General features: G+C 69.1%; 21 protein-coding genes. 11 read left to right on the forward strand and 10 right to left on the reverse strand.

Features of this window, described 5'->3' with window-relative positions; genetic code table 11:
- Positions 1-12: 12 nt before the first annotated feature.
- On the forward strand, positions 13-987 hold the full coding sequence (locus GLO27_RS13830) for an amidohydrolase family protein (protein WP_167255378.1): 975 nt from the start codon (positions 13-15) through the stop codon (positions 985-987).
- Positions 988-1,154: 167 nt separating this feature from the next.
- Here the strand turns inward: GLO27_RS13830 and GLO27_RS13835 are convergent, their stop codons facing one another.
- Entirely contained in the window at positions 1,155-1,919 is a 765-nt protein-coding gene (locus GLO27_RS13835) for an SDR family oxidoreductase (RefSeq protein WP_167255380.1), read from the reverse strand.
- The gene (locus GLO27_RS13840) at positions 1,901-2,761 is read right to left on the reverse strand and encodes a fumarylacetoacetate hydrolase family protein (RefSeq protein WP_029258500.1); all 861 of its coding nucleotides are present in this window, start codon (positions 2,759-2,761) and stop codon (positions 1,901-1,903) included. The genes GLO27_RS13835 and GLO27_RS13840 overlap by 19 nt, the downstream gene beginning before the upstream one ends.
- Positions 2,762-2,885: 124 nt before the next feature.
- Here GLO27_RS13840 and GLO27_RS13845 point away from each other — a divergent pair, with 124 nt between their 5' ends.
- From GLO27_RS13845 to GLO27_RS13855, 3 genes are read left to right on the forward strand one after another with little or no spacing between them, the layout of a single operon-like run.
- Positions 2,886-4,181 carry an L-fuconate dehydratase gene (locus GLO27_RS13845; RefSeq protein ID WP_021198320.1) on the forward strand — a complete coding sequence of 432 codons (1,296 nt, stop codon included), beginning with the start codon at positions 2,886-2,888 and terminating at the stop codon, positions 4,179-4,181.
- Positions 4,168-5,154: an aldo/keto reductase gene (locus GLO27_RS13850; RefSeq protein WP_021198321.1), complete on the forward strand. Its 987-nt coding sequence runs from the start codon at positions 4,168-4,170 to the stop codon at positions 5,152-5,154. The genes GLO27_RS13845 and GLO27_RS13850 overlap by 14 nt, the downstream gene beginning before the upstream one ends.
- Positions 5,155-5,201: 47 nt before the next feature.
- Positions 5,202-5,621, forward strand: coding sequence for an RbsD/FucU domain-containing protein (locus GLO27_RS13855; protein ID WP_021198322.1), 420 nt, complete (start codon positions 5,202-5,204; stop codon positions 5,619-5,621).
- Between the two features lie 112 nt (positions 5,622-5,733).
- On the opposite strand, the gene GLO27_RS13860 is transcribed toward GLO27_RS13855, so the two are convergent.
- Complete coding sequence (locus GLO27_RS13860) at positions 5,734-6,735, reverse strand: LacI family DNA-binding transcriptional regulator (RefSeq protein ID WP_021198323.1); 1,002 nt, start codon at positions 6,733-6,735, stop codon at positions 5,734-5,736.
- Positions 6,736-6,946: 211 nt separating this feature from the next.
- Here GLO27_RS13860 and GLO27_RS13865 point away from each other — a divergent pair, with 211 nt between their 5' ends.
- The 5 genes from GLO27_RS13865 (at position 6,947) to GLO27_RS13885 (ending at position 12,424) form a co-directional block, all read left to right on the forward strand.
- On the forward strand, positions 6,947-7,816 hold the full coding sequence (locus GLO27_RS13865; RefSeq protein ID WP_021198324.1) for a sugar phosphate isomerase/epimerase family protein: 870 nt from the start codon (positions 6,947-6,949) through the stop codon (positions 7,814-7,816).
- A gap of 188 nt (positions 7,817-8,004) precedes the next feature.
- Complete coding sequence (locus GLO27_RS13870) at positions 8,005-9,507, forward strand: sugar ABC transporter ATP-binding protein (protein ID WP_021198325.1); 1,503 nt, start codon at positions 8,005-8,007, stop codon at positions 9,505-9,507.
- Positions 9,507-10,541: an ABC transporter permease gene (locus GLO27_RS13875; RefSeq protein WP_208323794.1), complete on the forward strand. Its 1,035-nt coding sequence runs from the start codon at positions 9,507-9,509 to the stop codon at positions 10,539-10,541. Before GLO27_RS13870 ends, GLO27_RS13875 begins: the two co-directional genes overlap by 1 nt.
- Positions 10,542-10,696: 155 nt before the next feature.
- A complete protein-coding gene (locus tag GLO27_RS13880; protein ID WP_021198327.1) occupies positions 10,697-11,698 on the forward strand; it encodes an ABC transporter substrate-binding protein in 1,002 nt (333 codons plus the stop codon).
- A gap of 144 nt (positions 11,699-11,842) precedes the next feature.
- Complete coding sequence (locus GLO27_RS13885) at positions 11,843-12,424, forward strand: VOC family protein (protein WP_167255382.1); 582 nt, start codon at positions 11,843-11,845, stop codon at positions 12,422-12,424.
- A gap of 15 nt (positions 12,425-12,439) precedes the next feature.
- On the opposite strand, the gene GLO27_RS13890 is transcribed toward GLO27_RS13885, so the two are convergent.
- The 7 genes from GLO27_RS13890 to GLO27_RS13920 all read right to left on the reverse strand — a co-directional run bounded on the left by GLO27_RS13890 (position 12,440) and on the right by GLO27_RS13920 (position 18,691).
- Positions 12,440-12,736: a putative quinol monooxygenase gene (locus GLO27_RS13890; RefSeq protein WP_029267779.1), complete on the reverse strand. Its 297-nt coding sequence runs from the start codon at positions 12,734-12,736 to the stop codon at positions 12,440-12,442.
- 82 nt (positions 12,737-12,818) lie between these two features.
- Entirely contained in the window at positions 12,819-13,790 is a 972-nt protein-coding gene (locus GLO27_RS13895) for an aryldialkylphosphatase (protein ID WP_167255384.1), read from the reverse strand.
- Positions 13,790-14,749 carry a shikimate dehydrogenase gene (locus GLO27_RS13900; RefSeq protein WP_208323795.1) on the reverse strand — a complete coding sequence of 320 codons (960 nt, stop codon included), beginning with the start codon at positions 14,747-14,749 and terminating at the stop codon, positions 13,790-13,792. Before GLO27_RS13900 ends, GLO27_RS13895 begins: the two co-directional genes overlap by 1 nt.
- Entirely contained in the window at positions 14,746-15,753 is a 1,008-nt protein-coding gene (locus tag GLO27_RS13905) for a phosphoglycerate dehydrogenase (protein WP_167255386.1), read from the reverse strand. The genes GLO27_RS13900 and GLO27_RS13905 overlap by 4 nt, the downstream gene beginning before the upstream one ends.
- On the reverse strand, positions 15,729-17,219 hold the full coding sequence (gene xylB, locus GLO27_RS13910) for a xylulokinase (protein ID WP_167255388.1): 1,491 nt from the start codon (positions 17,217-17,219) through the stop codon (positions 15,729-15,731). Before xylB ends, GLO27_RS13905 begins: the two co-directional genes overlap by 25 nt.
- Positions 17,220-17,228: 9 nt before the next feature.
- Entirely contained in the window at positions 17,229-17,804 is a 576-nt protein-coding gene (locus GLO27_RS13915; protein WP_167255390.1) for a glucose-6-phosphate isomerase family protein, read from the reverse strand.
- A 350-nt stretch (positions 17,805-18,154) separates the two neighbouring features.
- Complete coding sequence (locus GLO27_RS13920; protein ID WP_021200323.1) at positions 18,155-18,691, reverse strand: CGNR zinc finger domain-containing protein; 537 nt, start codon at positions 18,689-18,691, stop codon at positions 18,155-18,157.
- A 39-nt stretch (positions 18,692-18,730) separates the two neighbouring features.
- Here GLO27_RS13920 and GLO27_RS13925 point away from each other — a divergent pair, with 39 nt between their 5' ends.
- Together GLO27_RS13925 and GLO27_RS13930 are read left to right on the forward strand one after the other, a co-directional pair.
- A complete protein-coding gene (locus tag GLO27_RS13925; protein WP_029258489.1) occupies positions 18,731-19,768 on the forward strand; it encodes a DMT family transporter in 1,038 nt (345 codons plus the stop codon).
- Positions 19,769-19,802: 34 nt separating this feature from the next.
- Positions 19,803-20,486, forward strand: a complete 684-nt coding sequence (locus GLO27_RS13930) for a GntR family transcriptional regulator (RefSeq protein ID WP_096359634.1) — start codon at positions 19,803-19,805, stop codon at positions 20,484-20,486.

The following is a 20,486-nucleotide window of genomic DNA, read 5'->3' on the forward strand; positions in this document are numbered from 1 at the left end:
CAGGATGGAGCCATGCGCGTTCTCGATTCACACCTGCACCTCTGGGATCCGGAGGTGCTGACCTACACCTGGCTCGAGGGGCCGCTGGCGTACCGGTTCGCCGACCGGGAGCTGGGGCTCGCCCGCCTGTCCGCCGCGCACCCGGAGAAATCGGTGTTCGTGCAGGCGGAGACCATCGAAGACGACTTCCTCGACGAGGTGCAGTGGGTCGCGGGGCTGGCGCCTGCGCTCGGCATCGTCGGGATCGTCGCCGGCATCCGTCTCGACCGGGGAACCGACACGGTCGCGCACCTGGAGGGGCTCATGGCCGAGCCCCTCGTCGTCGGAGTGCGGCACAACCTGCAGGGCGAGCCGGACGGACTGGCCGTCTCGGCCGCGTTCGTGACCGGCGCGCGTGAGGTCGCCGCGCGCGATCTGACCTTCGACGCGTGCGTGCGCGCCGATCAGCTCCCGGAGATCGCCCGTTTCGCCGGTGCGATCCCGGAGCTGCGGATCGTGCTCGACCATCTCGGCAAGCCTGCCGTCGGCACGGCGGCCTCGCCGCTCCCGCCGTCGGCGGAGTGGGCTCGCGACCTCGCCGAACTCGCCCGCCATCCGCACACCTTCTGCAAGCTCTCCGGCCTGCCGGGAGAGGCGGGCGGAGACTGGAACGCCGAGCAGCTGGAGCCGTTCCTCGACGTGGCGGCGGATGCCTTCGGGATCGAGCGCCTGATGTGGGGGAGTGACTGGCCGGTCTCGGCCATCGGCCCCGCCGAGCCCGGCGACCCGCACACGCCGGAGGACGGCTCCGCGACGTACCAGCCCACCGCGCGGTCGCGCTGGGCCGACACCGTCGTGGCGTGGGCGGAGTCGCGGGGCCACGACCTCGACGCCCTCCTGTGGGGCAACGCCGAGCGGTTCTATCGCACCGCTCAGCCGCGGCAGATCCCGTCTGATGCTGCTCCGCGATCGGGCCTCCGGGGTTGGCTCCGCGGTCACCGCGGCTAGCCCGGCTTTCCTGCGGCTCCGGTCTCGGTTGCTGCCGTGGGGTCGGTCTCTGCGGTTCCGGTCGCAGTTGCCGTCGTCCGGCGTCGTTCTCTGCGCTTCCGGTCGCAATTGTTGCCGCCCTCGCGCGACGGAGGCGGCGTCAACTGCGACCGGAACGCAGGCGGATGCTACTCCGCGCGCAGGCGCAGCTGGGCCATACCGCCGTCGACCTCGATGAAGGTGCCGGTGGTCGATCCCGCTGCGGGGCTCACGAGGTAGGCGACCGCAGCGGCGACTTCGTCGGGGTTGACCAGGCGTCCGTGCGGCTGGCGTGCTTCGAGGGCGGCGCGCTCGGCGGCGGGGTCGGCTGCCGAATCGAGCAGTCGGCCCACCCACGGGGTGTCGGCCGTGCCGGGGTTGACCGCGTTCACACGGATGCCCTCGCGCAGGTGGTCGGCCGCCATCGCGCGGGTGAGGGCTGCGACGGCTCCCTTCGACGCGCTGTAGAGCGCCCGTTGCGGCAACCCTGTCGTCGAGGCGATGGATGCCGTGTTGCAGACCGCGGCGGACGGAGACTTCCGCAGCCAGGGGAGGGCTGCCGAGGTGACACGGGCGATGCCCGTGACGTTGACCGAGAGCACGCGCGCCCACTCGTCGTCGTCGTTCGCGGTGATGTCGCCCTGGGCGCCGATGCCGGCGTTGTTGACGACGATGTCGATGCGCCCGAACCGCTCGGCCACGGCGCTCACCGCCGCGTCGACACTCTTGCGGTCGGAGACATCGGCTGTGAAGGCGGCGAAGGCGGGGTCGGCCGCCGTGGTGTCCCGGTCGAGGACCGCGATGCTCGCTCCGTCGGCGTGCAGACGCTGGGCGATCGCCGCGCCGATCCCTGATGCTCCACCGGTGACGATCGCCACCAGTCCGTTCAATGCGCTCACTTCCGGGCCTCCCATGCCACGAACTCCTGCCGTTGACGGCCGAGGCCGTCGATCTCGATCTCGACCACGTCGCCCGCGGCGAGATAGGGGTACTTGCCCGACAGGGCGACGCCCTGCGGCGTGCCGGTGAGGATGAGGTCACCGGGCTCCAGCGTCACGTACTGCGAGAGGTGGTGCACGATGTGCTCGACGGTGAAGATCATGTCGCTCGTGTTCGAGTCCTGCCGCGGCTCGCCGTTCACGAAGCTGCGAAGACCGAGCGCGTGGTGATCCACCTCGTCGGGGGTGACGAGCCAGGGCCCGGTGGGGTTGAAGCCGGCCGCGATCTTGCCTTTCGACCACTGCCCGCCCGAGACGGCCATCTGGAAGTCGCGCTCGGAGACGTCGTTCGCGGCGACGAAGCCGGCCACGTGCGCCATCGACTCGTCGGGGGAGTCGAGGTAGGCGGTGCGGGTGCCGATCACGATGCCGAGCTCGACCTCCCAGTCGGTCTTCTCGCTGCCGCGGGGGATCGTGACCGCATCGTTCGGGCCCACGACTGTGTTCGGCGTCTTGAGGAAGAGGATCGGGATGGTGGGCGGCTCCGACCCCGACTCGGCGGCGTGAGCCGCGTAGTTCATGCCGATGCAGATCACGGCGCTCGGGCGGGCGATCGGGGCGCCGACGCGCAGCGATGCGGCGTCCGCGAGTTCGGGGAGGTCTCCGGCATCGCGGGCGGCAACGACGCGGGCGACGAAGTCACCCTCGAGGAAATCGCCGTTCACATCGGATGTTACGGGGCGGAGGTCGAGGTATCGGTCGCCCTCCACGAGGACGGGGATCTCATTCCCGGGGGTGCCGAGCCGCGCGAACTTCATGTTTCTCCTGATCGGTCGGGAGGCCGCGATGAGGCGGCCGGTCTCGTTGACAGTATAGACATCCGATGTTTACACTCCAAGAGATCCGCGCGGAAGAAATCAGCCGCGCATCGAGAGGAATCCCGTGAGCCGTATCGTCGCCCTCGACACCACCGACATCCGCTTCCCCACGTCCCTGAGCCTGGACGGGTCGGACGCGATGAACCCCGACCCCGACTACTCGGCCGCGTACGTCATCGTGCGCACCGACGCCGACGACGACATCGAGGGCCACGCGTTCGTCTTCACGATCGGCCGCGGCAACGACGTGCAGGTCGCGGCCATCGACGCGCTGGCAGGTCACCTGGTGGGTCGCGAGATCGAGCCCCTCCTCGACGACATGGGCGGCACGTTCCGCGACATCATCGGCGACTCGCAACTGCGCTGGCTCGGGCCGGAGAAGGGCGTCATGCACATGGCCATCGGTGCGGTCATCAACGCGCTGTGGGACATCAAGGCCAAGCGCGCCGGCCTTCCGCTCTGGCAGCTGCTCGCCCGTATGACGCCGGAGGAGCTCGTCGACCTCGTCGACTTCCGGTACCTCACCAACGCCCTCACCCGCGACGACGCCCTCGAGATCCTGCGCGCCGCCGAGCCCAGTCGGGCCGAGAGGGAACAGCAACTGCTCGCCTCCGGATATCCCGGCTACACCACGAGCCCCGGATGGCTCGGCTACTCCGACGAGAAGCTCGAGCGCCTCGCCCGCGAAGCGATGGCCGACGGCTTCACCCAGATCAAGCTCAAAGTCGGCGCCGACCTCGACGACGACATCCGCCGCTTCCGCAAGGCACGTGAGGTGTGCGGGCCCGACTTCCCGATCGCGATCGACGCGAACCAGCGCTGGGAGGTGTCGGAGGCTATCGAGTGGGTCAACGCGCTCGCCGAGTTCCACCCCGCCTGGATCGAGGAGCCCACCAGCCCCGACGACGTGCTCGGCCACGCCGAGATCGCTCGCGGCGTCGCACCGATCCGCGTCGCGACGGGCGAGCACGCCCAGAACCGCGTCATCTTCAAGCAGCTGCTGCAGGCCGAGGCGATCTCCGTCATGCAGATCGACGCCGTGCGCGTCGCCGGCGTGAACGAGAACATCGCCAACCTGCTGCTCGCCGCGAAGTTCGACGTGCCGGTCTGCCCGCACGCCGGCGGTGTGGGCCTGTGCGAGGCTGTGCAGCACCTGTCCATGTTCGACTTCGTCGCCGTCACCGGCACGCGCGAGGGCCGCATGATCGAGTTCGTCGACCACCTGCACGAGCACTTCGTCGTGCCCACCGACATCCAGGGCGGTTCGTACATGGCACCCACCGCGCCGGGAACGGGCATGGAGATGAAGGCCGACAGCATCGCGACCTACGCCTGGAAGGGTGCACATGTCGGTGCCTGATCGCGCGGGAGTGCCTGACCGCCTGACCGTCCCGACGCTCGGCTACGGTGCCGCGAACGTGGGCAACCTGTTTCGGCCGCTGACCGATGACGAGGCCTGGGCCGTGCTGGATGCCGCGTGGGAGAGCGGCATCCGCTTCTACGACACGGCGCCGCATTACGGGCTCGGACTCTCCGAGCGTCGGCTCGGGGCCTTCCTGCAGACCAAGCCGCGTGACGAGTACGTGCTCTCGACCAAGGCCGGGCGCCTGCTGCGGCCGAACCCCGACCACGTCGGCGGCGGTCTCGACACCGCGAACGACTTCCACGTTCCCGATGACCTGCAGCGCGTGTGGGACTTCTCGGAAGCGGGTATCCGCACGAGCGTCGACGAGTCGCGCGAGCGCCTCGGCATCGAGCGCATCGACCTTCTCTACCTGCATGACCCTGAGCGGCACGACCTCGACCTCGCGCTCGCCGAGGCTCTGCCCGCGATGGAGGGGTTGCGCGCCGATGGCGAGGTGACCGCGATCGGCATCGGCTCGATGGTGTCGGATGCGCTCGCGGCGGCCGTGCGCGCGGCCGACCTCGACCTCGTCATGGTGGCCGGTCGCTACACGCTCCTCGAACAGCCGGCTGCGGTCGATGTGCTGCCCGCATGCCGCGAGACCGGGACCGGGATCGTGGCGGCATCCGTCTTCAACTCGGGTCTGCTCGCGTCGAGCGAGCCGCGTCGCGACGGACGCTACGAGTACGGGCAGCTGCCGGACGAGCTGTGGGACCGGCTCGTGCGCATCGCCGCCGTGTGCGCCGACCACGACGTGCCGCTGCCCGCGGCGGCGATCCAGTTCCCGCTGCAGTCCGACGTCGTGCGATCGGTCGTGGTGGGCGGCAGCCGCCCGGCGCAGCTGCGGCAGAATGCGGAGTACGCAGCGATCGAGATCCCGACGGCCCTGTGGGAGAACCTGGCGGCGGAAGGGCTCATCCCCGCCTGATCGACCTGTCCCCGGAATCACCCGACGTCTCACCGAGAGGAGCACTCGTGCTCGAAGGAATCCATCCCCTGCTCACCGGAGAGCTGCTGCTGCACCTCGATCGCATGGGACACTCCGATGCCGTGGTCGTCGCCGACGCGCATTTCCCGGCATGGGGTCTGGGCGCACGGGTGATCGACCTCCCCGGCACGACGACGCCCGAGGTCGTGGCGGCCATCCGCACGGTGCTCCCTCTGGATGATGCGCCCGGTATCGACCTGATGACCTCGGCTGACGGCGAGGTGCTCGACGTGCAGAACGAGCTGATGGCCGCGGCGGGGACGGCCGTGGATACGACGGCTTTCGTCGAGCGGTTCGCCTACTACGAGGTCGCGAAGGCCGCGTACCTGCTCGTGCGCACGGGCGAGACCCGCAAGTACGGCAACGCGCTGCTGCGCAAGGGTGTCGTCGGGCACGCGTCGGCGTGACGCCGTTCACCACCCGGGAACGGCGTCGGCGGAGGCGGCCGGATCGGCCGTTTCGACTCTGAGCTGCTCTCTTCTCCGGAGTTGCGAACACCGGGAGTTGTGAACGCCGAGTTCAGCGACCGACGGTCGATTCCCGCACGATGAGCTCGGCAGGGAACGGCGTCGTCGCAGGCGGGGGAGCCGAGGGATCGGCGAGCTGCTGCAGCAGGGCGGCCCCGGCGGCACGGCCGATCTCGTAGCCGGGCTGCCGCACGCTCGTGAGCGGTACGACGCTCTGATGGGCCTGCGCCACGTCGTCGAAGCCGACCAGCGCGATCTCCTCGGGCACGCGGATGCCGTGGCGCAGCAGCGTGGTGAGCACACCGAGCGCCACCATGTCGTTCGCCGCGAACACGGCGTCGGGTCGTTCGGAGGCGGGCATCGCGATGATCTGCGCGCCGGCCTGCAGGCCGTCCTCTGTCGCCAGGTGCGGTACCTCGCTCGTGGATACCGTCACGTCGGTGCCGGCCACCGCTTCGCGCAGCCCGGCCAGGCGGTCGTTCGACTGACTCACGGCCGGATTGCCGAGGAACAGGATGTGCTCTCGCCCGAGTCCGACGAGATGCTCGCCGGCGAGCCGCCCCCCGGCGCGGTCGTCGAACAGCACGGAGGCGACCTTCGACGAGTCGGGGATCGGGCCCACGACGACCGAACGGATGCCGCGATCGGCGAGCCCCTCCAGGCGCGGCACCACGTCGCCGAGCGGATAGATGACGATGCCCTGCACCCGGTGCGCCTCGAACATGTCGAGGTTGCGCCGCTCCTGCGCGTCGTCGCGATTGCTGTTGCTGAAGAACAGCGACCAGCCGCCCTCTCGCGCCACGTCTTCGACCCCACGCGAGAGGTCGTGGAAATAGGGCAGCCAGGCGTCGAGCAGGATGAGCGCGAGAGCCTTGCTCGATCCTGCACGCAGCTGCCGGGCGGATTCGTTCGGCACGAAGCCGAGTTGTTCGACCGCCGCGCGCACCCGCTCCCGCGTCGCGGCTCCGAGCACGTGCGGATGGTTGAGGTAGTTGGAGACAGTGGAAGAGGAGACTCCGGCGAGGGCGGCGACGTCCTTGACGCTCGCGGGCATGGGGCTCCTTCGTCATCTTTGTCTTCATCGTCGCCGCGTCGGTCGGGGCTCCTGACCACGTCGGCGGCCTCAGGATATCGGAGGAGTTGCAACGTGCCAAGAAAGTTCTTGACAGGCCTCGTCCGCCCGACGTAGCGTGACTCGCACACCGGGGTTGGCACGTGCCAACCCCGGACGGCGACGGTGCCGCACACCCGCTGGGAGAGGTCTCATGAACATCGGCTGCCACGGGCTCGTCTGGACGGGGAACTTCGATGCCGAGGGCATCCGTCTGGCGGTGCGCAAGACCAAGGAGGCGGGTTTCGACCTCATCGAGTTCCCGCTGATGGACCCGTTCTCGTTCGACGTCTCGGTCGCGAAGGATGCGTTGGAGGAATACGACCTCGCCGTCAGCGCCTCGCTCGGACTCTCCGAGGCGACCGACGTCACCAGCTCCGACCCCGCGATCGTCGCGGCCGGCGAAGCCCTGCTCCTGAAAGCCGTCGACGTGCTCGCGGATCTGGGGGGTCAGCACTTCTGCGGGGTGATCTACAGCGCCATGAAGAAGTACATGGCGCCGGTGACGGCCGAAGGGCTCGCGAGCAGCAAGGCCGCGATCGCGCGGGTCGCCGACCATGCCGCCGAACGGGGGGTCTCCGTCGCGCTCGAGGTCGTGAACCGCTACGAGACCAACGTGCTGAACACGGCGAGGCAGGCTCTGGAGTACGTCGCCGAGGTCGATCGGCCGAACCTCGGGATCCACATCGACACGTACCACATGAACATCGAGGAGTCGGATATGTTCGCGCCGGTCCTCGATGCCGCCCCTGCCCTGCGCTACGTGCACATCGGTGAGAGCCACCGTGGCTATCTCGGGACCGGGACGGTCGACTTCGACACGTTCTTCAAGGCGCTCAGCCGCATCGGCTACGACGGTCCGATCGTCTTCGAGTCGTTCTCGTCGGCGGTCGTCGCCCCCGACCTCAGCCGCATGCTCGGCATCTGGCGCAACCTCTGGAACGACAACGTCGAACTCGGCGCCCACGCGAACGCGTACATCCGCGACAAGCTCGTGGCGGTCGAGTCGATCCGCCTCCACTGAGTGGAATCCGGCCGGGGGAGCATCGGAAGATCAAGATGTCATTACAGGTCTTCCCCATCCGGCCGTCATTAGATACATTTAGATACAACTTGCGCTGCCCGTAGCGTAGGACGCAGAATTGATCCGATGTTTGCGACGGAATGATCCGTCGACGTCGAAGCAGAACCTTCAAGGAAGCAGGTGAGCGCATGAGTGGACCCATCCTCCGGGTCGAGGGGATCAGCAAAGGATTCCCCGGCGTGCAGGCGCTGAAAGACGTGCACCTCGAGGTGCACGCCGGCGAGGTGCTCGTGCTCGTGGGCGAGAACGGCGCGGGAAAGTCGACCCTGATGAAGATCCTCTCCGGGATCTACACCAAGGACGAGGGCACGATCACGTTCGAGGGTCAGGAGGTCGAGCTCACGAGCCCCCTCCAGGCGCAGGAGCTCGGCATCACGATCATCCATCAGGAGCTCAACCTGATGCCCGATCTGACCGTCGCGCAGAACATCTACGTGGGGCGAGAGCCCACCACGGGGCCGTTCCTGTCGGAGCGCAAGCTCAACGCGCAGACCGCCGACCTGCTGCAGCGCCTCGACATCCACCTGAACCCCCGTCAGCTCGTCGGCGAGCTCACGGTGGCCGAGCAGCAGATGGTCGAGATCGCCAAGGCGCTGTCCTTCAACGCCAAGGTCCTCATCATGGACGAGCCCACCTCGGCCCTCACCGACACCGAGGTCGAGACGCTCTTCGTGCTGATCGAGCAGCTCAAGGCGCGCGGCACCGGGATCGTCTACATCTCGCACCGCATGGACGAGCTGCGCCGTCTGGCCGACCGCGTGACCGTCCTGCGTGACGGCACATACATCGGATCACTCGACAAGTCCGAGATCACCATCCCGACGATCATCGAGATGATGGTCGGGCGTGTGATCGACGAGGGGACCCGCCCCCAGGCCCGCGAGCACGCGAACGACCCCGTGGTCCTCGAAGTGCAGGGTCTGTCGACCAAGAGCCTCTTGAAAGACGTCTCGTTCCAGTTGCACAAGGGCGAGATCCTCGGCTTCGCCGGGCTCATGGGCGCCGGTCGCACCGAGACCGCCCGTGCGGTCATCGGTGCCGACCACCGCGACAGCGGCACGATCGCCATCGACGGTCGCGCGGTGCGCATCGCCCAGCCGGCGGATGCCGTGCACCACGGTGTCGGATACCTCTCGGAGGACCGCAAGCTCCTCGGACTCATGCTCGAGCAGGACGTGACGTTCAACACCGTGCTCGCCTCGCTCGGCTCCTACGCCAATGCGATCGGCTGGATGGGCGACAGCAAGGCGAAGAACCGTACCAAGGAGTACGTGCAGCAACTGCGCGTGAAGACGCCATCGGTCAACCAGGTCGTCAAGCTCCTCTCCGGAGGGAACCAGCAGAAGGTCGTCATCGCCCGGTGGCTGATGCGCGACTGCGACATCCTCATCTTCGACGAGCCGACCAGAGGGATCGACGTCGGCGCGAAGGAGGAGATCTACCGCCTCATGCAGCAGCTCGCTGACGCAGGCAAATCCATCATCGTCATCTCATCCGAGCTCCCGGAGATCCTCCGTGTGGCGAACCGCATCGCGGTCTTCGCCAACGGTCGCATCACCGGGACGCTCCGCAACGAGGAAGCAAGCCAGGAGAAGATCATGCAACTCGCAGCCCACGGGGAGGAAGACTGATGAGCGCTTCGCAGCAGCCCGGATCGTCGACGACGACGATCATCCAGACCGCCGTGAACGAGAACACGGACAAGAGGGACGTCGGGGCGTTCCTGAAGCGTCAGTTCCAGCAGTCGCTGGCGTTCGGCACGCTCATCGTGCTGATCATCTTCTTCTCGATCGCCAGCCCCAACTTCTTCACCTTCAGCAACATCGCCACCGTGCTGCTGTCGACGGCCGTCATCGGCATCCTCGCCCTCGGCACCACCTTCGTCATCATCACCGGCGGCATCGACCTGTCGATCGGCACCGGGATGGCGCTCTGCGCCGTGATGACGGGTGTGTTCGTGACGAACATGGGGCTCCCGGTGTGGGTCGGCGTCATCGGCGGCATCCTGACCGGTGTGCTGATGGGACTCGTCAACGGCGTGAACATCACGTTCCTCCGGCTTCCTCCGTTCATCGCCACCCTCGCGATGATGATGATCGCCGGCGGCCTCGCCCTCGTGATCTCGGGGGTCGCACCGATCTACTTCTCCACCTCGGCCCCCGACTTCAAGAAGATCGCCCTCGGCGTGATCATCCCCGGCATCCCGAACGCCGTGCTCGTCACCGCCGTGCTCGCGATCATCGCCTACCTGGTGCTGTCGAAGACGCTGCTCGGCCGCTACACGTTCGCGATCGGATCGAACGAAGAGGCCACGCGCCTCTCGGGTGTCAACACGCGTCGCTGGACGATCCTGATCTACATGTTCGCCGGGGCGTTCACCGGCGTCGCGGGCATCGTCATCGCCTCCCGCCTCGACTCGGCCCAGCCGCAGATCGGCACCGGATACGAACTGCAGGCGATCGCCGCAGTCATCATCGGCGGCACCTCGCTGCTGGGCGGACGCGGATCGATCCTCGGCACCGTGATCGGCGCGCTCATCATGAGCGTGCTCGTGAACGGCCTGCGCATCATGTCGATCCAGCCCGAGTGGCAGAACATCGTCGTCGGCGTGGTCGTGCTGCTCGCGGTGTTCCTCGACTCGCTCCGCAACCGACAGCGCACCTGAGACCTGGGCGGCGGCGAAACCCGTGCCCGTCGTCGTCCTCCGGCTCCGGCCGGCTCCGCGGAGACATCCGCACAGGCACCTGGAATGTCCACAGCGCCGGCCCGTCCGGCATCCACACAGAACAAACCGAGCCGTACCCAAACAATGGAGTTTTCATGAAATTCGGGAAGAAGACCGCACTCGTGGCCCTCGTGGCCGCATCCGCACTGGTGTTCGCCGGCTGTGCCGGCGGTGGCGGCGACGTGATCGAGGAAGGCTCGAGCAGCGGCGGCAGCAACGACGGCGAGATGTACATCGCCATGGTCTCGAAGGGCTTCCAGCACCAGTTCTGGCAGGCCGTGAAGAAGGGTGCAGAGGACAAGGCGAAGGAGCTCGGCGTGAAGATCACGTTCGAGGGCCCCGCAGCCGAGACCGAGATCGCCGGCCAGCTCGAGATGCTGACAGCTGCGATCGACAAGAACCCGGACGCCATCGCCTACGCCGCCCTCGACCCCGAGGCGTGCGTCGCTCCGCTCGAGCAGGCCAAGGCGAAGGACATCCCCGTCGTCTACTTCGACGCCCCCTGCAACGGTGACGTCGGGCTCAGCCTGTCGGCCACCGACAGCAAGGTCGCCGGTGCGCTCGCTGCCGAGCACATGGCCGACCTGATCGGCGGCGAAGGACAGGTCGCGATCGTCGGCCACTCGCAGATCAACTCGACCGGTGTCGAGCGTCGCGACGGCTTCGTCGACAAGATCAAGGCGGACTACCCCGACATCGAGATCGTCGACATCCAGTACGGCGACGGCGACCACCTCAAGTCGGCTGACATCGCCAAGACCCTGATCGCGGCACACCCCGACCTCAAGGGCATCTACGGCACCAACGAGGGCTCGGCCATCGGCGTCGTGAACGCCGTGAACGAGCTGGGCCTCGAGAAGGGCAAGATCACCATCGTCGGCTTCGACTCCGGTGCCGCACAGATCAACGCCATCAAGGACGGCACCATGGCCGGTGCCATCACGCAGGACCCGATCGGCATCGGTGCCCAGGTCGTGCAGGCGGCCTACGACGCCGCCAACGGCAAGGACGTCGAGAAGTTCTACGACACCGGTTCGTACTGGTACGACAAGAGCAACATCGACGACCCGAAGATCGCGGCTGTGCTCTACGAGTGACACCCCGCTGACGCGAAGAAGCCCCTCGCCTTCGGGTGGGGGGCTTCTTCGCGTTCGGGGCCGGCATGGGGCGGCGTTCGACGATCGAGGACAGAATCTGTCCGGGGTGGCTGTCAGAGTGATCGCGACGAAAGGACACACACCATGAGCAGCACTCCCGCCCTCCCGGCAGGATCGAACACCATCAACCCCTTCCTCATGACCGACGACGCGGCCCGCATCATCGACTTCGTGATCGAGGTCTTCGGGGCGACCGACGTTCCCGAGGCCCGCACCGTCGACACCGACGGACTGATCCTGCACTCAGAGTTGCGCATCGGCGATTCCGTCATCACTGTCGCCGACCGCAAGCCCGACTGGCCCTTCACTCCCGGATTCCTCCAGGTGTACGTCGACGACGTCGAGGGAACGCTCGCACGAGCCGTCGAACTCGGCGCCCGTATCGTGACCCGGCCGACCGACTTCTTCGGAGATACGTTCTCGCGCTTCGCCGACCCCTCGGAAAATCTCTGGTGGGTCTACGCCCATGTTCCGCAGGATCAGACGTGGGATGCCGACGGAGCGGACGTTGCCACGTGGAACGGATCTACGGACGGTGGAGAGGCCGAAGGGCACGATGCCGCCGAAGACGACTGGTCGAGTTTCACCTCGCCAGAGCTCGAGTACATCCACGAGAGCCTTGTGGAGGCGATGGCAGCCCTGCGGGATCCCCGGCTCGATCGCTGAACGGCGTCGCAGCCGTCAGAGGCGGCGGAGGAAGGTGAGCTGCGACGTCGGTTCGACGATGAGCTCCTGCAACGCCACGTTGAAGGGGACTCCGGCGGGGGCGGCGATGTGCGCCTGGAAGGCCGCCTCGTCGCGGTAGACCTCGTAGACGAAGAAGCGGTCGGGGTCGTCGACGAGCCGGGTCGCATCGAAGACGACGTTGCCCTCCTCGGCGCGCACGACCTCGGCGAAGTCACGCACCAGGGCGGCCACGCGATCGCCGGCTCCGGGCTGGGCGGTGAACGTGGCGTGCAGGATGGTCGGCTCGGACACGGTGTCTCCTCGGGGGTGTCGGGGGTGGAAGCGGATGCTCATGGCCATGCTCGTGCTCAGGGCGCGGATCAGGGCGGCAGGGTCAGGGCGAGAGGGTCAGCAACCGCGCCGGGGTGGACACGAGCATTCGATGCACGGCCTCGTCTCCCACGGCCGCGCGGAGGCGCGGGAGGTAGCGGTCGCCGAGGTAGGCGAGTCCGGGCATGCCGCCGTACGCGATGTACCTCGTGCGCCGGGCGACGTCGCCGCCGAGCACGATCCGGTCGCCGGCACCACGCTCGACCACCGCGACGGTCAGGGCGAGCAGTTCGGCGTCGGAGCGGGTGCGCGGACGCGCGAAGCCGTCGTACCCGAGGTGGGCACCGCGTTCGGCGAGCGACGCGTGCAGCCCGGGGTCGGGGTCGCGGTCGGCGTGCGCCAGCACGACACGGTCGGCGGACACGCCCTCGGCCCCGAGCAGGTCGAGCACCTCGTGGGCTGCCGTGCCGAACTCCAGATGCACCATGACCGGGGCGCCCGTCGCGCGGTGCGCCTCGGCCACGGCGATCAGGGTGGTGCGCTCGAACGGGCTGATGCGCCAGTAGTCGGCGCCGCCCTTGAGGAGACCTGCGCGCACGGGGCTGCCATCGGGTGCCGCGGCGAGGGGCGCCTCGGGTGTCTCGAAGATCTCCCCGTCGTCGGCGGGCATGCCGCGCATGATGTCGGCGATGAAGAGGGCGGCCAGACGGTCGGCGGTCCACACCTGCATCGGATGGTCCGCGCCGTAGTGGGCCTCCCGGTGTCGTCCGGTCGTCGCGACGATGTGCAGTCCGGTCGAGACGCTGATCCGGGCGAGGGCTGCGGGGTCGCGCGCGAGACCGAACGGCGTGGCATCCACCATCGTCTCGAACCCGCTCGCCTGCAGCAGGGCGGCTTCTTCGCCCGAGGCCTTCTCGTCGTCGAGTTCGTCGCCCGGCAGCAGCGGAGTCACCTGGAACAGGTGCTCGTGATAGTCCACCCGCCCGAGGAGCGCAGGGGCGATGTCGCCGAGCACGGTCCGGACGACGGCGGGCATCAGCGCACCGACTCCGCGGCCTCGGCGAGCCGTTCGACGACGTCGGGCGTGAGGTCGAGCTCGAACACGTCGGCCACCACCTGCGACCAGCCATGGATGAAGTAGCGCCACCCGTCGACCACGTGCAGCCCGCGGGCGGATGCCTGAGCCTCGGCCTGGTGCAGGAACTCGAGCGAGCCGCGGTAGTTGAACTCCCATGCGTACGCCCCCTCGGGGAACACCACGGCGTCGGTCAGGGGCGAGCCGGGGCGGTCCTTGCCGAGACCGGTCGCGTTCGCGATCACCGATCCTGCGGGGGCCGCAGCCACCAGGGCATCGGCGTCTGCGGGGGTCGCCGTCACGACGTACTCGATCAGGCCCTCGCGGGTGCCGTGCTGACGGTGCACCTCGCGCAGGTGGTCGAGCTTGTCCTGTGTGCGGGCGGTGACCGTGATCTTCGACGGGGCGTCGGCCCGCTCGGCCAGTGCCCAGCTCAGCGCGGTGCCCGATCCACCGGCTCCGAGGATCACGACCGCACCGCCCGTGCGAGCGAAGTGATCGGCGGGAAGGAAGTCGTTCAGGGCCAGGTCGACCGTGATCGGATCCTTGGCCCGCCCTGACAGGACCGTGCCGCGCTTCGCGATGCTGGAGATCTCGGAGCACGACACCGCGAACGGATCCAGCTCGTCGAACAGGTCGGATGCCGCGGCGTACACGTTCATCTTGTGCGTGGTGACGAGCGCGCCGCGGTGATGGGGGTCGTCGCGGATCTGCTCGACCATGGCGCGGTACTGCGCGGGCTCGGCATCCATCGGCAGGTCGTGGCCGACCAGGGTGCGCGTCGGCAGGTCCAGGATGTCGGCCCACAGGGGGAAGACCTTCATGATCGACGACGACGCGGTGGTCACCCCGACGAAGCCCATGTAGTCGGCGGATGCCGGAGCGTGTGCGGTGGCGACGACGTCGGCGGTGGTGGTCATCGGGTCTCCTCGGGGACGGCGACGGGGACGGGGCTGGGGACGGGGTGGGCGGGCTCGGCGCCGGAGAGGACCGCGATCACGTCAGCGAGCGACAGGGACCCCATGTTGTCGACCGCCTGCGTGGTCTGTGCGCCCAGGTGCGGGGTGACGATCACGCGGTCGGCGAGTTCCGGCGCGAGCAGCGGGCTGTCGTGCGCCGCGGTATCGCCGTCGAGGGTGTCGGCCGCGTAGCCGGCGAGGATGCGGTCGTGCAGCGCCTGTGCCACGGCGGCTTCGTCGATCAGGTCGCCGCGGGCGGTGTTGACCAGCACGGTTCCCGGTCGCATGCCGGCGAGGCGCTCGGCGTCGACGAGCCGCTGCCCGCCCGGAGCGTGCAGGGTGATCACGTCGGCCGCGCGGAACAGGTCGCCGAGCGAGACGGGCTCCGCACCCCGCTCCCGCACGACATCGTCGGGAAGGAACGGATCGGCCGCCAGCACGCGCGGTCCGAAGCCGCTCAGCCGTGCGGCGACGCCCTGGCCGATGCGCCCGAAGCCGACGATGCCGACCGTGGCGGCGCCGAGCTCGCGACCACGCCGCACACCCCAGTCGCCCGCGCGCACGCGGCGGTCGCCGTCGGGCACGAAGCGGAGGGCGGCGAGCATCAGTCCGACCGCATGGTCGGCGACCGCGTCGGCGTTGGCACCGGGGGTGTTGGTCACCGGGATGCCGCGGTCGCGCGCGGCGTCGAGATCGACGGACTCGGTGCCGACACCATAGCGGGCGACGACCTTGAGTTTCGGGGCCGCGGCGAGATGCGCGTCGGTGACGGACCCGGTGCCGGCTATCCAGGCGTCGGCACCGTGCAGCAGCGACCGCAGCTCGTCGAGGTCGTGGTGGGCAGGCCCGCGCAGGATGCGGTGACCCGCCTGCGCCGCGCGCTCGACCAGGTCGAGGTCGCCGTCGGAGAACGAGCGGCTGGTGACGAGGATGACGCCCATCAGCGCGGCCGTCCGGCGAACCACGGCGCGAGAGCCGTGTAGGCGTCGGCGAAGCGGGCGTGCCGCTCGGCATAGACGGCGTGACGTGCCGCATCCGGAATGAACTCGGCCGTGACCTCGCTCAGGGCGCGGGCGGCCGAGAAGTCGGTGAGGCCGAGCCCGACCGCGGCGGTCACCGCGGCGCCGAGGCTGTTCGCCTCTTCGACGATCGTCCGGCGGCGCACGGGCACACCCCACACGTCGGCGAGCACCGAGAGGTACACGTCGCTCTGGGCTCCGCCGCCGACCGCGTCGATGCGGTCGATCACGGCGCCGGCTTCGCGGAACGCCTGGATGCAGCTGAGCAGGTTGAACGCGGTGCCCTCCAGCACGGCCCGCACGAGGTGCGCCCTGGCGTGGTGGCGGGCGAGGCCGACGAATGCGCCCCGCGCCTCCGGATCCCACATCGGAGAGCGCTCGCCGAGCAGATAAGGGAGGAAGTAGAGATCGTCGGTGTCGACGTCGGCGGAGGCCTCGGCCGTCAGTCGTCCGGTCTCGGGGTGCGCCGGATCGGGGGAGAGGGCCTCGGCGATCCACTGCACCGAGGCGCCGCCGGCCTGCATGGTGGCGGTCGGCACGAACGAGCCTGGCACGACGTTGTCGAATGTGAAGGTACGCATCGCAGGGTCGTGCAGCGGGGCGTCGGCCGCGAACGAGATCCACGACGATGTGCCCAGGCAGACGTAGGGGCCGTCCTCCGGCGCGACGACACCCGAGCCGACGGCGGCCATCGGGCCGTCGCCGCCGCCCATCACCACACGCACGCTCGCGGGGAGGCCGAGGGCGTCGGCTGCGGCATCCGTCAACGTGCCGGCGATCTGCGTGGATTCCAGGATCTCGGGGAACAACGCCGGGTCGAGGCGCGCAGCCTGCAGCACCTCGTCCGACCACGTGCCCGTGGCCTGGTCGTAGGCGTTCGTGCCCGACGCGTCGGAGCGATCGGTCGCGAGGCGCCCGGTCAGGCGCAGCACGATGAAGTCCTTCGCGACGCAGACGCGTCGCACGCGCGCCCAGGTGTCGGGCTCGTTGTCGCGCACCCACATGACCTTCTCGACGGAGTAGGTGGGGTTGAGGCGGTGGCCCAGGATGCCGTACGCGCGTTCGGCGCCGATCGCGGCCTCGAGCTCGCGCTGCTGCGCGCCGGCCCTGGTGTCGGCCCAGATGATCGCCGGGCGTGCGGGTTCACCATGGGCGTCGAGCAGCACGGCACCCATCATCTGGCCGCTCACCACGAGTCCGGCGATGTCGGTCGGGGCCGTGCCGGTGCGGGCGATCAGATCGCGCGTGGCGGCGACGACCGCATCCCACCAGTCGGCGGGATCCTGCTCGGCGACCCCGCCCGCGGCGAAGTGCGCGGGGTAGGGGACGGTGACCGAGGCGACGAGACGGCCGTCATCGTGGTGCAGCGACGCCTTGTTCCCGGTGGTGCCCAGGTCGTGCGCGATGATCATGGCCGGAGCCTATTCCGCGTAGGGACGCAGGTCGACGCCGGAGGCTCCGCGGTAGGCGCGCGAGCCCATGCCGTGCTCCAGCACCCAGCCGTAGTCGTGTCCTGCTCCTCCCGGGTACACCGCGAGGAAGGCGTAGGGCTCGTCGCCGGTGTTGACGGAACGGTGAGCCCAGCCCGGAGGGATGTAGCCGATCGTGCCAGGGAGCATGTCGAGCCACTCAGTGCGCTCGCCGTCGAACATCAGCAGTCCGCCATGCCCCTTCAACGCCAGGTAGATCTCGCCCTGGTGGTCCGGGTGCTGGTGGCCCTTGGTCATCCAGAGCTCGCCGGAGGTGTCGCCGGGCATGATCGTGGTGATCGACTGCGGCAGCTCGCGGTCGATCTCGGGCACGGGGGAGCTGACGACCGTGTAGACCACGGGGTTCTCGCCGGCCGATGCCGCAGCCCAGGCATCTGCGTCGAGGAAGAGCCCCTCGAGGTCGGACATCCGCCGGGTGAGGGTCGGGCCCTCGGGGGAGAGCGTGAGCTTCTCGGCGTCGAAGGCGATCGCCATCGGAGAGATCGGCGGGGTATGGAACTCGGGCATCGGTGCTCCTCGTAACGGTGCTGCGGCGCTGCGCAACCTGTAATGACAGGTTCACTGTACCTGTTATGACAGGTGGCGTCCAGAGCGGATCGCTCCCGCGCGCGATCCGCGGCGCGCATCTGCGCGCGGTGCGGCGGTCGGCGGTGGTCTTCCGGTCGCAGTTGGTGCCGGCTGCTGGTCCTCCGGTCGCGGTTGGTGCCGGTTACTGCTGCTCCGGTCGCAGTTGGTGCCGCCTGATCGGGAAAAACCCGGCAGGAAGTGCGACCGGAACGCGGGGGCCACGCGCGACCGGAACGCGGGGTCAGCCGGGGCCGGAGCGCGCAGCCGGGGGTGTCGGAGTCAGCGCCGGGTCACTCGGCCGCGAGCCTCGCTCGGTAGGCGGCGACGGCGTTGCGGTTCGCGCACGTCGTCGAGCAGTACCGCTTCGAGCGGTTGCGCGAGAGGTCGAGGGCGATCGATCGGCAGGTGTCGTCCTCGCACACGGTGAGACGCGACCCCTCGTCGGCGCGGATGACGTCGATCAGCGCCATCGCGGTCTCGATCAGGATGCGCTCGGCGAAGGGCTGCTCGTCGGCGACGGCGTGCAGGTGCCAGTCCACGCCGTCATGCCGGCGCAGAGCCGGGGTGAGGCGTGATTCCGCAAGGGCGTCGTTGACGTGCGCGGCCATCTCGTCGCGCGGTGCCAGCAGCATGGTGCGCAGGCGTGGACGCAGCTCGCGCAGCGACGCCACCTCGAGCTCGTCGCGGTCGAGGCGCCCGGTGTACGGGAACTCGCGGAGGAACGTGTCTTCATCGTCGAGGTCGGTCAGTGTGTCTGGCTGTTCGGCGGAGTTCACCAGCCAGACGGCGGACCGCAGCGCCTCCTCCGTGTCATCGGTGAAGATCATGTTGACATCTTACAGCGCGCGCGAGTAGCGTCATCGATCATGAGCACGGTGAGCAGTGACAGGGCGGTCGCCTCCGCCCGCGGGGTGCGCCTCGGGCTGCCGCTGGCGATCGCCGCGGCTTTCGCCTTCGGAATGTCGGGTGGATGGGCGCGCGGGCTCATCGATGCGGGATGGACGCCCGGTGCCGCGGTCACCGCGCGCATCTGGGTCGCCGCGCTCGTACTGCTGATCCCCGCGATCCTGTCCCTGCGCGGACGGTGGGGGCTGCTGCGGCGCAACGCGGGCATGATCCTCGCCTATGGACTGCTGGCAGTCGCCGCGACCCAGCTCTTCTACTTCCAGGCCGTCGCGGTCATGGATGTCGGACTGGCGCTGCTCATCGAGTACACCGCTCCGATCGCGGTGCTGCTGTGGCTCTGGTTGCGGCGGGGGGAGCGTCCGACACGACGGAGCATCATCGGTGCGGCCATCGCCTTCGTCGGACTGGTGCTCATGCTCGACATCCTCACCGGCGCCGACGTCAACGTGGCCGGTATCCTGTGGGCGCTCGGGGCCATGGTGGGGGCGGCGACGTACTTCGTGCTCTCGGCCAAAGCCGACACGGGGCTGCCGCCGATCGCTCTCGCCGGCAGCGGTCTGCTGCTCGGCGCGCTCGGGCTCACCGTGGCCGGCGCGATCGGTGTGCTGCCGATCCGGTGGACGACCGACGACATCGCCTACCGGTTCGGCAGTGTGCCCTGGTTCGTGCCGGTGCTGGCGATGGGCGTCGTCGCGACCGCGCTCGCGTACCTGCTCGGCATCGCCTCGACGCGGATGCTGGGGTCGCGACTCGCCTCGTTCGTGGCGCTCGCCGAGGTGGTCGCCGCGCTCCTGTTCGGCTGGCTGCTGCTCGGACAGCTCCCCGACCTGCTGCAGGCTCTCGGTGGCGTGCTGGTGCTCGTGGGTGTGGTGGTCGTCAAGCTGGGCGAACCCGCGGCGCCGGAGTTCGTGGAGCCGGTGCCTGTGGGGCCGGTGCCTGTGGAGCCGATGTCCGCGGCCGATAATGTATACGGGAAGCGGGCTGAGGAAGAGTTCTGAGCCCGCAGCCTGGCTTTATGTATACACTGAGGGCATGACCATCGCCGTCGAACGCACCTCCGCGAGTGATCGTGCGTACGCGGCCCTGCTCGACGACATCCAGTCCGGCACGCTGGCAGCCGGCGTCGTGCTCGGCGAGGTCGAGCAGGCCGAGCGGCTGGGCGTCAGCCGCACGCCGATGCGCGAAGCGCTCCGGCGCCTCATCGCCGACGGGCTCGTCGTGCAGCAGTCGCCGCGGGTCACTGTGGTGGCGGGTCTCGATGCCGACGACATTCGTTCCCTCTTCGAGATCCGCCGCGCCCTCGAGGAGAGCTCCGCCCGTCTCGCCGCCGCCAGAGGAGACGCGCAGCTCTTCGCGGCACTCGCGGACGAGTTCGCACACGTCGATCTCGACGCCGTCGAGGGACGCGACGCGTACTACGCCCTGATCGCCCGCTTCGATGCCGCGCTCGATGCGGCCGTCGCCAACGACTACATCGCCTCGGCGCTGCGCACCGTGCGCACGCACCTCGTGCGCGTGCGTCGGATGGCCCGCGACAAGCCCGCCCGCCTCGCCGCCTCCGCCGCAGAGCACCGCACCATCGCCGAGGCGCTCGCCGCGCGCGACGGCGACCTCGCCGCCCACGCCACGCACGTGCACCTGCACAACGCGCTCGCCGGCATCCTCGATTCGCTCGACCCCCGCACCACCGTCGACCCCCGCACCAGTGAAGGATAA

It is taken from the genome of Microbacterium sp. Be9, from assembly GCF_011754135.1.
Lineage (GTDB): Bacteria > Actinomycetota > Actinomycetes > Actinomycetales > Microbacteriaceae > Microbacterium > Microbacterium maritypicum_A.